A 13,574-nucleotide genomic window follows, 5' to 3' on the forward strand; every position below is an offset into this window, starting at 1 on the left:
ACCTAGCTAGGGCCAAATTGGCCGCGTTCTTATATTTCTTATTAGCTTTCTGTTTATGGTAGGAGTGCCTGTATGGCGACCCTTGTGCGTTTTCTTTTCGTTTTAAGTATTTCTTTGTTTGTTTTAACTGGCTGTGGTGAAACCCGCACACAGACGGCCCTTGCTGAGCAGGTGGAAAGGGCCAGTGTGAATGAATATACCTGCTCCATGCACCCTTCGGTGCGAACCACCGACCCAAATGCCCGCTGCCCCATTTGTGGCATGGACCTGATACCGGTGCAAACCAGTGTGGCCACTGACAGCCATGACCTTGAAGTGCAACTAGACTTAAGCCAACGTGGCAAAGCACTTGCAGATGTGGGCACTACACCGGTGCAATTACGAAACCTGAGCAAAGTGCTTACAGCCGTAGGCAAAGTGACTTGGAATAGCCGCACCATGCGTACCCTGTCGGCCTGGACCGATGGCCGTTTAGACACCTTGTATATCAATGCGGTGGGCGACCAGGTGACCAAAGGGCAAGCAGTGGCGCAGCTATATAGCCCGGAATTAATTACCGCTCAGCAAGAATACTTAGACGCCTTGCGACAAACACAGCAGGTAGCCGATAAACCAACGCTTTCTGAGTCGGCGCAGCGTATTTTGCAAGCGGCCGAGCGCCGTTTGGCGTTGCTCGGTGTACCAACAAGTCATATTCAGGCATTGGCACAGCAGCCGCACGTAAGCACGCATATAGATATCCAGTCCCCTTTGGCGGGCGTTGTGACAGAAACCTTTGTCCGTGAAGGCCAGTATGTAAAAACCGGAGAGCCTATTGCGACAGTCGCTGACCCCAGTGTTATGTGGGTGGTATTGGATGTGTTTCAGCACGACTTACAATGGGTGCATACGGGCCAGCAGGTTCGCTTACAGCTGCCTCACCAAAGTGAACCTGTGGTAGCGAACGTGGTGGAGGTCTTGCCTGAACTGAATGGTCAGCAAATTGGTCAGGTGCGGGTTGAGTTTGATGCCCGTGACATGTCTGTTCGACCGGGTAGCTTTGTGACCGCCGAAATAGCTGTGGTAGAAGATGAACAGACCCTAGCTGTTCCACACAGTGCCGTACTTTTCACCGGGCCACGTTCTTTAGTGTATGTGGCAGACCCTGACCAGCCAGGGGTGTTTGCTCAGCGCCAAGTGGTGTTAGGCGCACGCTTTGACGACTATTACCAAGTGGTAGAAGGGCTTGCAGAAGGGGAGTTCGTGGTGAACAAAGGTAACTTCCGCATTGACAGTGAGCTACAACTGCAAGGGAACGAAAGCATGATGTCGCAAACAGCGGCGGGCTCCGCTCAACATGACCATAGCCTGCATAAACAGGACCAACACGCGGAGCATGTAATGCACGCCATGGACATGCCTGCCATGGACCAGACGGTTATGCTTGACCATGAAGCGGCCCACATTTTTCCACCTTACTTTGCTATGTGGGAGGCGCTGAAAAGTGATCAGCTCGACGCTTGGCATCAGGCTGCCGCAGACTTTTTTGCCGCGGTTGAGACGGTTGAATGGCCAACGGAGCTTGCGGCTATTCAAGCGGACTTGTTGTACGCTCGTGAGCACTTACATCATGTTTCAGACATTGCACAAGCACGGGATCAGTTCTTTATCCACTCAAAAGGCATGATCAAACTTGCTCGTATGGGCGTGCATGAGGGAGAGGTGTACCGTGCTCATTGCCCGATGGCGCGAGCAAACCAAGGAGCCGACTGGCTGCAACCAACCAACGAATTACTCAATCCTTATTACGGTTCTTCCATGCTCCGTTGTGGCAGCGTGGAAGAACACTTAGGAGGTCACACACAATGATCAGTTGGTTGTTACGCCACCCATTTTTGGCGGTGGCCGCAGTCACTCTTGTGATAGCCGGTGGGCTTGTGACGACACCTTTCCAGTCACCAGAAGGGCTGCCCAGTTCTCCTGTGGCGGTGGACGCCTTACCCAACTTAGGTGAAAACCAGCAAATTGTGTTTACCGAATGGCCTGGGCGCTCACCGCAAGACGTGGACGACCAGGTTAGTTATCCCTTGAGTTTGGCTTTAATGGGGGTGCCAGGCGTACGCGATGTGCGCACCTTGTCCATGTTTGGCTTTTCCAGTATCGCCGTTATTTTCGACGATGGCGTCGACTTTTATTGGTCACGCTCGCGCTTGTTGGAAAAGCTCAGCGCGCTGCCAGCGGGCACCTTACCCGCGGGTGTGCAGCCAACCCTGGGTCCCGATGCAACAGGTTTAGGCCAAGTCTATTGGTACACCTTAGAAGGGCGTGACCGAACGGGGGCTCCCGTAGGTGGTTGGTCTTTAGAGGAAGTTCGCAGTGTTCAAGACTGGTTGGTGTCCTACGCACTGCTCGGTGTTTCTGGAGTCACGGAAGTGGCTTCTGTGGGTGGCTTCGTGAAAGAGTACCAAATAGACGTAGACGCCAATGCACTGCGCCTTTACCAAGTGACCTTGGCCGAAATTGTACAAGCGGTGGCCAGCGCAAACTTAGACATAGGTGCACGAACGACTGAGATTAACCGAGCGGAATACTTAGTGCGGGGGGTTGGCTTCCTTCAGTCTACCACGGACATTGAACAAGCAGTGGTGGCGTACCGAGGAGAGCAAACGCCAGTGCGTGTTGCCGATCTGGCAAAAGTTAGTATAGGCCCAGCAACGCGCCGTGGGGCACTGGATGTAGACGGAGTGGAAGCCGTGGGCGGCGTGGTGACCATTCGCGAAGGGGCCAACGCGCTGGACGTGATTGAGCGGGTGCAAAAGAAAATAGAACAGCTAGCCCCTAGCTTGCCTCGTAAGGCCGTGATTGACTGGTCCCGTGTCGAGCAGGGGCAGGTAGAAACCTTTGCTCAGCAACAAGGTCTGCCTTCTTGGCAAGCTGGCGCACCGGTGGACATGGCGGCAACGGCAAATGAAGCTTGGCGACAGTGGTTAGCACAGCACCCAGTGGAGCTATGGCCTGCATGGTTAACGGAAAGCCAGCTTACCCTTGTGCCTTTCTACGACCGCTCGGTGCTGATTGACGAAACCCTAAGCACATTAAGTCAAACCTTGTACCAGCAAATTTTGGTGACCGCAGCCATTATTCTGTTGCTGCTAGTGCGGTTGCGGGCGGCTGTGGTGGTTGTGGTGATGCTGCCGTTAACCGTGTTAATGACATTTATTGCCATGCGTTTGCTGCACATTGAAGCCAATATTGTGGCCATTGCGGGCATCGCAATCGCCATAGGAACCATAGTGGACATGGCCATTATTATGACCGACAACGTTATGCGCAAGCGCGCGGCACACCCTGATTGGTCCAGCTTTGAGCAGGTCAAACAAGGCTGTCAGGAGGTGGCTCCTGCGGTGGTCACAGCTATTAGCACCACGGTCATTAGTTTCCTTCCGGTATTCGCTTTAACGGGAGCTGAAGGCAAATTATTTTCGCCTTTGGCTTACACCAAAACCTTGGTGCTACTGTGCTCTGTGGTATTAGCTTTGGTTGTTTTGCCCGTATTACTAAAGTTGGTGCTAAACCCACGGTTGAATGCATGGTCTGAAAGCATAGCTCGCTTTCGATCAGCCCGGCGCAGCTTGTTTATTGGTTTGCTCCTGCTGGTGGTATGGGCATTAAGTCAAGCTTGGATGCCACTTGGCCCGAACAGTGCGTTTAAGAACCTGCTTTTTGTCGGGCTTATCTTCGCTGTAGTCGCCAGTGGTGTATGGCTTTTATTGCATTATTATCGACGGATACTGGCGTGGCTCTTGCGCTATAAAAGCGCAGCTATGTTAGTACCTTTGGTGCTCGTGGTGGTGGCATTAATTATTGTGCCGCGCTTGGGCCGAGAGTTTATGCCTGCACTCGACGAAGGCACGTTTTTATATATGCCAACCACCATGCCCCACGCCTCCATAGGCGAGGTGCTAGAAGTACTGAGCGAACAGGACAAAGCGATTCGCGCGATTCCAGAAGTAGATCGCGTGGTGGGCAAGCTGGGCCGCGCAGAAACGGCACTAGACCCTGCCCCCGTGTCTATGATTGAAACCATTATTCAATATAAACCAGAGTACGGTGTGAATGCCGACGGTGAGCGAGTTCGCCAGTGGCGAGACCATATTCAGTCGCCAGATGACATCTGGCAGGAAATTGTGGCTGCAGCGCAGGTGTTGGGAGTGACCTCTGCGCCTAAGTTACAGCCTATCGAAACCCGTCAAATCATGCTGCAAACAGGCATGCGTGCCAGCATGGGGATTAAGGTGCAGGGACCGGACCTAGCCAGCATGGAACAAAGTGTGATAGCCATTGAAGAGCTGGTGCGCACATCCCCTGTGGTTAGCCCTGGCTCGGTGAATGGCGAGCGTATTGTTGGGCAGCCTTATTTAGAAATTCACTTGAAACGCGATCAGCTGGCCCGTTATGGCTTACAAATTAATGATGTGCAACACACCATTAGCACGGCCATAGGGGGCGTGGAAGCAACAAAAACCGTGACCGGGCGAGAGCGTTACAGTGTGCGGGTGCGTTACCAACGTGAACAGAGGGACAGTATAGAAGCGATGGAGCAGGTGTTGTTAGCAACGCCCGCAGGGCAATATATTCCACTGCATTATGTAGCGGACATTGAATATGCCCGTGGACCGCAAATGATCCGCTCGGAAAACACCTTCTTAACGGCCTATGTAACCTTTGGTGCAAAACCTGGGATGGCCGATGTAGATGTGGTGGAGTCGGTTCAGGCTCTGCTGACTTCCGCCCTTGCCGAAGGGCAATTGCAATTACCAGAAGGTGTGCAATATAGCTTTGCTGGCAGCTACCAACAGCAACAGCGTGCTAGCGCTACGTTAACCTGGGTTCTCCCTTTGGCCTTGCTGCTTATTTTCGCTGTGCTGTATGTGCAGTTTAAACAGCTGTCTACGGCACTTATGGTGTTTAGTGGCATTGCAGTAGCATGGTCCGGTGGCTTTATTCTACTGTACTTGTACGGCCAGTCATGGTTTATGAATTGGAGTATTCCATGGCTGATGGAGGGGGTAACTTTCCAGTCGGTGTTCCAAGTAGACACAGTGCACCTGAGTATTGCTGTTTGGGTGGGTTTTCTTGCCCTGTTTGGTATTGCTGTAGATGACGGTGTGATTATGGCCAGTTATCTCAAACAGCGCTTTGATCAACACGTTGAGCCTACGCGGGAAGCCATTCATCAGGCGGTGATTGAGGCAGGACAAAAGCGGGTTCGACCTTGCTTAATGACCAGTGCGACCACCATTATTGCGTTATTACCTGTGCTATCAGCTTCTGGCCGCGGTGCTGATATTATGTTGCCTATGGCAATTCCTACCGTAGGTGGGTTATTGTGTGTAGGATTTAGCATGTTTTTAGTACCCGTGTTATGGAGTTGGCGCGAAGAGCGACGAATAAAAAAGGCAGAAACAGCATAAATGAAAGCACAGCAACACTGGCAACGTCTTCATATCGCCCCTATCGGGGCGATGCATGCCTGCGTAGAAAACGGCGCGCTGACTGTATTGGAGTTTGCTGCCCAAGAGGCCCCTTTGCCAAAGGGAAGTGGGCAAAGCGCCGCTTCGGACAAGCTTTTCGTGCAGCTACAGCAGGAGTTAGAGCGCTATTTTGCTGGCGAGCTTACCCAATTTAACCTGCCCCTGCGCCCTCATGGCACTGTGTTTCAACAGGCTGTGTGGGCCGCTTTAGAAACCATTCCGTACGGCACCACCTGGTCTTATAAAACCTTGGCAGAAGCCGTGGGTAGGCCAAAAGGATACCAGGCCGTCGGCCAAGCCAACGGCAAAAACCCGATAGTGATCCTAATACCCTGCCATCGCGTGATTGCCGCCGACGGCAGTTTAGGTGGCTATGGTGGTGGTTTGCCTCGGAAAAAACAGTTATTAGCAGTGGAGAAGTGTACATGGCGATAAAGCGACTTGCCCTAGTCTTGAGTTGTGGGGTCCTGCTAGCGGCCTGCCAAGCAGATGAGCCAGCGCCGCTTAAAGTGTTAGATGCGCCAGAAGCTGTGGCGAAACTGGAAGATTTTCAAACCAGCGCTTGGCGTGGTTGTAATCAAACGATGCAGCAGTCGGTACGGCCCGACGAAATGCTCGATGGTACAGCCGGGTTACCTTTCTGGGAATGCAGCGGGGTGTTTGAGAACTCCTACCCCTATGAGTTTGCTTTAGTATTGAACCCGCAAAACAAGCAGCAGGTATTGTTTACCCAGCTTGAATTTCGTCGTGGCCACCAAGACTCTTTTAATGCCCTGTTGCGCTACTTTTTACGCCTGCAAGGGGTGCAAAACGAACAACAGCGCCTCGACATTCGTTCGCAAGTGACCAGTGTGATTGCCTCGAACCCGCGTCGGCGTGAATTTACGCCCATCATGTTTTTACCCGATGGGCGACAAATTGAAATGGCGCACAACTATCCCAAGTCTGCGTTTACGACTCTGCGGGTTCGGAATCAGACGGCGGACTAGTTGTTGGTTTGCCAATAGGTAACACCAAGCTGTACATAACGGGCACCACAATGAGTGTGAGCAAGGTGGCAAAGCCAAGTCCGAACATAATGGTTACTGCCATACTGGCAAAAAACTCGTCAAATAAAAGCGGGATCATACCAAGGATGGTGGTAAGCGCCGCCATCGTCACTGGACGTACCCGCTTTACGGAGGCATCCGTAAGGGCGGTATAACCTGTCTTGCCCGCGTCTTCTTCTGTTTTAATTTGCTCTAGCAGCACAATACCGTTTTTAATAAGCATACCGGACAAACTTAAAATACCCAGTAACGCCATAAAACTAAAGGCTTGCTGAGTCAGCAGTAAACCAAAGCTTACACCCACAATAGAAAGGGGCACTGTGGTCCAAATAACGGCTGCTTTACGGGCCGAGCTAAACAGCAACACCGTAATAATAAACATAATTAAATAGCCAATTGGAATGGAGCTAAACACAGCGGCTTTCGCTTTACTCGACGCTTCGTGTTCACCCCCCCAAGACAGGGTATAACCTTTAGGCAAGGGCATGGCTTCAAGAGGCCCGCGCACTTGGCTGAAAATATCCGCCGGCGTGGCGTCATCTAAAGGATCGGGGTCTGCCATGACAGTCATGGTGCGCTTTCGGTCTCGACGCTGAATCAGCGACTCTTCCCAGTCGAGTGGCATGCTGTCAATAAGCTGCGTCAAAGGAATATAACGGTTTAAAGCGGCGCTATGGGCCAGCATGTCTTGCCATTGTTCTAAGTGCACTCGTTCGTGCTCGGGTGCACGCACCACAATAGGCAGCAGTTGCGTACCGTCGCGATAAACACCCACAGTGCGGCCATGGAAGTTGGCTAACAGCAGGTCGTCCACATCTTGTTTGGTAATACCCACACGGCGCGCATGTTCTTCATTAAACTGTGGGCGCAGTACCTTGCTACGCTCGCGCCAGTCGTCACGAATATTGGTTAAACGCGCGTCTTGGGCTAGCAATTGCTGTGCTTGGGCCGACAGCTGACGCAGCACCTCGGGCTCTGGGCCGCTAAAGCGCGCTTCAATGGCGGCTTTCACAGGAGGGCCAATTTCCATGCGGCTAATGCGTGGGCGCACATTCGGGTGTTGGTTGGCCAAGTAGTCACGGGTCCGGGCCATCATAGCGGGCAGCTGTTCTGGGTTGTGGGTGCGCACAATCAATTGCCCGTAGTTTTCAAAAGACTTTTCCACCAAATAGGGCAGAGTAAAGCGAGGTGCGCCCTGACCAATGGTGCTAGACACTTGTTCTACTTCTGGCTGAGATAGCAGGTAGTCTTCGATGCGTGCCATATCTGTAGAGGTTGCCCGAATATCGGTCCCTTGTGGATACCACAAGCTGGCAAAGTAAATAGGAGTGGTGGAGCTTGGGAAAAAACTTTGGCGAATCAAGCCAAAGCCGAGTACAGCAGAAACCAGTAACGCTCCCATCAGCACCATGGTGCCTATCCGCCAGCGCAGAGCAAACGCTAGTAACCGTTTATAGCCAAGGTACAAGGGTTTGTTATATAGCGCTTCGTCGCTGCTGGACACCTGAATGTTCTTCCGGAACAGCATATTGGCCAAAAACGGAATGAGCACCAGTGCTGTGACCCAGCTCAAACCAAGGGAAATAAGTAACACCCAGAACAAAGCCCCAGCAAACTCACCGGTGGAGTCTGACGACAGCCCAATGGGCGCAAAGGCGATAATAGCGATAAGGGTTGCACCAAACAGCGGCCACTGGTTCTGCTTTAGCACTTCTTGCGCTGCGGCAAGGCGGGTTTTCCCACGCTGCACACCCACCAATATTCCTTCGGTAATAACAATGGCGTTATCCACCAGCATACCCAAGGCAATAATGAGGGCCCCCAAGGAGACACGGTGCAGTTGAATGCCGGCAAATAGCATAAAAATAAAGCTACCAAGTACAGTGACTAGCAGCACAAAACCTATTAAGAAACCACTGCTCAGCCCCATGGTTAGGAGCAAGGCCACAATGACAATCACCACGGCTTGCACCAGGTTCCAGAGAAAGCCCGACACTGAACGGTCTACTTCGGCGGGTTGGTTGTAAATAGTGCCAAGCTGCATACCCAGAGGGGTAGCGTATGTTAGCTCGGCTAATTTTTCCTCGACCTGTTCACCTACTTTGACCACATTTACATGGGAAGCAAAAGAAATACCCAGCCACAAAGAAGGCTCACCTTGAAAGCGCACTAAATGTTGAGGAATTGCCGCGGGTTGACGGGAAATGTCTGCCACGTCGCCCAAATAAAGTTGTTCGCGAGCCCCAGGGTTACTGATCACCAAAGAAGCGAGCTGCTCAACGGAAGTAAACTCACCGCTGGTGGAAAAGCGCACTGCGTCGTTGCCCATTTTTACCCGGCCAGCGTTCGACACCGTGTTTTGTGTGGCCAGCAGTTGGTAAATACGAGATGGTGGAATACCTAGGTTGGCGAGCCGTGCGCGGGACACTTCCACCATTACTTGCTCTTCTAGTTCACCATTGATCACCACTTTCGCCACGCCGGGTACCAAAGAAAGCTCTCGCTGCAAGTACTTGGCATGGTCAAGTAGCTCGGGCAGCGTATGGCCGTCACCGGTTAACGCCAGCAACATACCAAATACGTCGGCGAAGTCATCTTTTACAATAACAGGGCCCACGCCCGGCGGCAGCTCGCGGCTTTTGTCGTTCACCTTGCGGCGCAGCTCATCCCATATTTGCGGAAGCACATCGGCACGGTATTGGTCTTTCATTTCAACGGTAATTTGTGCCATGCCTGGCTGAGAAATAGAGGTGATGTGGTAAATGTACGCTAACTCTTGAATGGCGTTTTCCAGAGGCACAGTCACTTCTTCTTCCACTTGCTCTGCAGAAGCACCCGGGTAAGGAACAATCACCATGGCTTGTTTAATGGTGAATTCAGGGTCTTCTAAGCGGCCAATTTGTTGCAAGGCCAGGATGCCGCCAATAAGTAAAATAAGCAGAAAAATCCAGCTACTGGTGGGGCGTTTTATACTATAGCGAGCAATGTCCATGATTAAAGGCCTCGCTCACGATGCCAAGGGCGAACCTGTGCCCCTTCTTCCAGCTGATGCACTCCAGCGGCAACAACGCGCTCGCCCGCCGTTAAGCCTTCTTCAATTAAAATGGTATGAGTAAAAGCTTGGCCAATCGTGACCTGGCGGCGGTGCACAGTGCCTATGTCGTCTCCTGTGGCCTGATACACCCAAACATACCGTTGGCTTGGCGTGTTAGCGAGCTCCGGGGGAGAGTAGACAGCGCCAATAGGCACACGCACGACCTGCTTTGAACCCGTGAGTAAGCGGTCGCTGTCGACAAAGACTTGGGCGGTCATGCCGGGTAATATATTGACATGCTCAGGCTTGGCTAAGGTAAACACCACCTGGTAAGTATTGGTTGCTGCGTCGGCAATGCGGTTCCACTCTTTCACCCGGCCATGAAAAACCTTATCGGGAATACTGTCGAAGCGTATTTCTGGTTGGTAACTTTCGTCACGATGAACACGGGCAAATAGGCGTTCGGGCACTTGAATGGATACATCAATGAGCGTGTCTGTTTGTAGGGTCAGCACAGGTTGCTGCGGAGCAATGTTTTCGTAGGGCTCCACATGTAAGGCGGCCACAACACCGGTAAAGGGGGCCCGTAACTCCGTATAACTTAGGTTGGTGCGTGCAGAGTTTAAGGCGGCTAGGGCCATTTGTTGTTCCGCTTTGGCTTGGTCAAATTCTGCTTGAGAAACAATGCCGTCGCGTAGTAGTTGTTGGGTGCGGGTAAACTGTGCTTTGGCGAGTTCGGCTCGAGCCTCTGCCTGCTCCACTGCAAGGGCATAGTCTTTTGGGTCTAGCTTGGCAATTACTTGTTGTTGGGTAACCGCTTGACCAGGGCGTGCAGCCAACATGACAAGTTCGCCACCCACTCGGAAGGTGAGGTTCGCAGTTTGGGTAGCGGCAACCGTCCCGGGGAAGCGACGTGTTTGCAGGGGCGCTCCAGACGCTACCTGGGCGAGCATCACCGGGCGAATGTCGTCAGTTGCAGTCTGATCAGGCGTTGCTTGTTCACTGCAAGCGGTCATAAGAAAGATGCTAAACAAACCGATAAGTAGTGCGTGTTTCACCGAACGCGACATGGTGGAGTCCTCAATTCTTTCGAAGAAAGCTGATTTATTTGAATGTTTGTATTATACGCAGTTCCTGCTGAAAGTTATATTTAATGTGTTTAAAAAGCCGACGCCAAAAGATTGACTTAAGCCGTGGCATAAAGGTTGCATCCTCTACTCTAAACCTGAACGCATTGTAGTGTATAAAGGGTAGTGAGTATGGACGGAATAACAAATCATGTGGCGCGACCACAGACACCAATCAATACATCCTCTGGCGGGCTTAGCCAGCAAGGGGAACGGCAAACCGGAGCTGAAGCTGAACAGCAGGAAATGCTAAAAGAGCAGGGCATGATCAATCAAGTGGCCCAATATCAGGCGCGTGGGAACGAGGCGACAGCTGCGCCGACGACTGCGCCTGCAAGCGTGAAGCAAACGGCTGCGGTAAGTGCGACTGGAGAAACAAACAACAAAGAACCGGGCCGAGCAGGGCGCGCGCCAAACTGGTCGCAGCTCAGTGCCCATGTGAATGGCTACACCCACGTGCAACGTGCCATGAACTTGTACCAACACATTAATAAATTGGCATAAAAAAGCCGTCAATATTTCACCTTCAGGAAAGCTGTCAGGTATGATAGGCCTATTCATCACCTACAGAGTTGCCCTATGTTAGAAGCTGTTTGGATAGGCTTTGCTTTCGTGGTCGGGCTGTTTGCTCGTTCCATTGGCTTACCGACACTGGTTGGCTACCTAGCCGCCGGCTTTGCCATAGCGGCTATAAGTCCCTTCTTGTCGCTTCCCGCAAATGGTCAAGGCATTATTCAGCATGTTGCGCATCTTGGTGTTTTACTGCTGTTATTTAGTGTTGGCTTAAAGCTCAACGTACGCAGCTTGATTAAACCGGAAGTGCTAGGTGCTGGTGTGGCACACTTTGTGGTGACGGTCGGTGTATTTTATGGCATTGGCATCTGGGTGTTTGACTTCGCCCACTACCAAGCACTGATAGTGGCCGTGGCCCTTGGTTTTTCGAGTACTGTATTAGCCGCTAAAGTATTAGAAAGTAAGCGTGAGCTGGGGGCATTTCATGGTCGTGTGGCCATAGGTATTCTTATTGTCCAAGACTTAATTGCGTTGGTGGTCATGACCTTGGCTCAAGGGGTAAGTCCTTCACCATACGCCTTGCTGGTGTTACTCCTGCCTTTATTGCGACCCCTGCTATACAAGCTTCTCGACTCAATAGGTCACGACGACTTGTTTATTTTGTTTGGCTTATTGCTGGCGCTGGTCATCGGTGGGCACGGTTTTGAAATGGTGGGGCTCAGTTCGGAACTGGGCGCATTGGCTTTTGGTGCCTTGCTGTCGAAGCACCCGCAAGCTGGCGAGCTTTCAAAAGCCTTGTGGGGCATTAAAGAGTTCTTTTTAGTGGGGTTCTTTTTAAGCATAGGTATGGGCGGCTTGCCCGAAGCCTCCGACTGGGTTTTTGCCGGTGTTATGCTGCTCTTTGTCCCCTTCAAAATTGTCTTGTTTTTCTTTTTGTTGCTGGCCTTCAAACTGCGGGCCCGCAGCGCGTTTTTGTCGGGCTTAAGTTTAGGGAACTACTCAGAGTTTGGGCTTATTGTAGCCAGCGTTATTATGCCCGAATACCTTATTCCATTGGCGCTCTTGGTGTCTTTGTCTTTTGTGGTGTCGGCACCTTTGAATGCGTTAGCGCACCCAATTTATGACAAGTTAAGTGACTTTTTAATTAAGTTTGAACGCAATACGCGCCACCCAGACCAGCAGCCAGTGCACCTAGGACAGGCGGATATTTTGATTATGGGAATGGGCCGAACGGGTACGTCTGCTTATGAATACTTAAAAGAAAACAACCAAGTTATTTCAATGGACGCCGACCCCTTCAAGGTAGAGCAGCGTAGGGCCGCAGGTTTTCATGCACTTTATGCAGATGCGGAAGACAGAGTGTTTTGGGATAGCTTGAATTTTGGCAGTGTGAAGGCCGTTATTTTGTGTTTGAGCGAAGTAGAAGCCAACATTACCGCGTGCCAAAAACTACGCAAACGTGGCTTTGAAGGTGTTGTGATTGCCCATAGTATGCACGAAGATGAAGCCGAACGGATTATTGCCGCAGGTGCTGATCATGCGTACCTGACCATGGTTGAAGCGGGTGTAGGTTTGGCAGAGCACGTGAAACAGCGACTGGAACAAAAAACGGTGTAAGGAGTTGGGGCATGTTGTATTTTTTTCATGGGCTTGAAAGTGGGCCCCATGGTGCAAAGTACCATTTGATACGAGAGCATTACCCAGAGTTAAAGTCGCCCGACTTTCAAGGGATGAACCTACAGCAACGCTTGGATGCAGCAGCTGCAATCACCGCCGGGCAAAGTCAACTCACCTTGGTGGGCTCTTCTTTTGGTGGGTTATTAGCCGCTCGGTTGTATGCCTTGTACCCAGAGCGTATAGACAACCTACTGCTGCTTGCGCCAGCGGTGCATACGGAGGAAGGCGACAAGGTGACACGCATGCCCGCTGCAGGTCAGGTGCGCGTTTTACAAGGCTACGACGACGATGTGGTGCCCTACGACAAAGTTGCGGCTTTTTGCCAGCGCTTTGCGCTGCCATTAACAGGCGTGCAAGACGGTCACCGGCTCAGTAGCGACAGTTCTCAGCAGGCTATTATTCGCTTGCTCAGAGAAATACACATTACGAACTAACCTTTCACCAAAGTGCTCTTCCGTTGCGGCAAAGTTGTGGTGCTTATAAGTGAACTACCCAGCGACTGAAGATCACTGGGTTTTCTTGCTATAAAATAGATAAAAGGGTAGCTGCTATCTGGGCGGCGAGAGCTAAGCACCTTAGCCTATTTTCAGGCGAAAGTTAAAAGCCATGTATTTAGCTGGGCTATTCGAGCCATAGATAGCGTGAATGGCGCATATAGGGG

Annotated in this window: 9 protein-coding genes; 7 read left to right on the forward strand and 2 right to left on the reverse strand. The window is 51.7% G+C overall.

What is annotated here, in order from left to right; translation table 11 throughout:
• Positions 1-72: 72 nt before the first annotated feature.
• From CWE15_RS05790 to CWE15_RS05805, 4 genes are read left to right on the forward strand one after another with little or no spacing between them, the layout of a single operon-like run.
• Complete coding sequence (locus CWE15_RS05790) at positions 73-1,848, forward strand: efflux RND transporter periplasmic adaptor subunit (protein WP_126757130.1); 1,776 nt, start codon at positions 73-75, stop codon at positions 1,846-1,848.
• The gene (locus CWE15_RS05795; protein ID WP_126757131.1) at positions 1,845-5,453 is read left to right on the forward strand and encodes an efflux RND transporter permease subunit; all 3,609 of its coding nucleotides are present in this window, start codon (positions 1,845-1,847) and stop codon (positions 5,451-5,453) included. Before CWE15_RS05790 ends, CWE15_RS05795 begins: the two co-directional genes overlap by 4 nt.
• Positions 5,454-5,948, forward strand: coding sequence for a methylated-DNA--[protein]-cysteine S-methyltransferase (locus CWE15_RS05800; protein WP_126757132.1), 495 nt, complete (start codon positions 5,454-5,456; stop codon positions 5,946-5,948). It begins immediately after the preceding gene.
• Entirely contained in the window at positions 5,939-6,502 is a 564-nt protein-coding gene (locus CWE15_RS05805; protein WP_126757133.1) for a hypothetical protein, read from the forward strand. The genes CWE15_RS05800 and CWE15_RS05805 overlap by 10 nt, the downstream gene beginning before the upstream one ends.
• Here CWE15_RS05805 and CWE15_RS05810 read toward each other — a convergent pair.
• Together CWE15_RS05810 and CWE15_RS05815 are read right to left on the reverse strand one after the other, a co-directional pair.
• Positions 6,465-9,554 carry an efflux RND transporter permease subunit gene (locus CWE15_RS05810; protein WP_126757134.1) on the reverse strand — a complete coding sequence of 1,030 codons (3,090 nt, stop codon included), beginning with the start codon at positions 9,552-9,554 and terminating at the stop codon, positions 6,465-6,467. The two genes, CWE15_RS05805 and CWE15_RS05810, sit on opposite strands and share 38 nt — an antisense overlap.
• A 2-nt stretch (positions 9,555-9,556) precedes the next feature.
• Positions 9,557-10,666, reverse strand: coding sequence for an efflux RND transporter periplasmic adaptor subunit (locus tag CWE15_RS05815; protein WP_126757135.1), 1,110 nt, complete (start codon positions 10,664-10,666; stop codon positions 9,557-9,559).
• 189 nt (positions 10,667-10,855) lie between these two features.
• Here CWE15_RS05815 and CWE15_RS05820 point away from each other — a divergent pair, with 189 nt between their 5' ends.
• The 3 genes from CWE15_RS05820 to CWE15_RS05830 all read left to right on the forward strand — a co-directional run bounded on the left by CWE15_RS05820 (position 10,856) and on the right by CWE15_RS05830 (position 13,347).
• Complete coding sequence (locus CWE15_RS05820; RefSeq protein WP_126757136.1) at positions 10,856-11,227, forward strand: hypothetical protein; 372 nt, start codon at positions 10,856-10,858, stop codon at positions 11,225-11,227.
• 75 nt (positions 11,228-11,302) lie between these two features.
• Entirely contained in the window at positions 11,303-12,853 is a 1,551-nt protein-coding gene (locus tag CWE15_RS05825) for a cation:proton antiporter family protein (RefSeq protein ID WP_126757137.1), read from the forward strand.
• Between the two features lie 11 nt (positions 12,854-12,864).
• Positions 12,865-13,347, forward strand: a complete 483-nt coding sequence (locus CWE15_RS05830) for an alpha/beta fold hydrolase (protein WP_126757138.1) — start codon at positions 12,865-12,867, stop codon at positions 13,345-13,347.
• Positions 13,348-13,574: the final 227 nt, after the last annotated feature.

Origin of the sequence: Aliidiomarina taiwanensis (genome assembly GCF_003987015.1) — a bacterium.
GTDB lineage: Bacteria > Pseudomonadota > Gammaproteobacteria > Enterobacterales > Alteromonadaceae > Aliidiomarina > Aliidiomarina taiwanensis.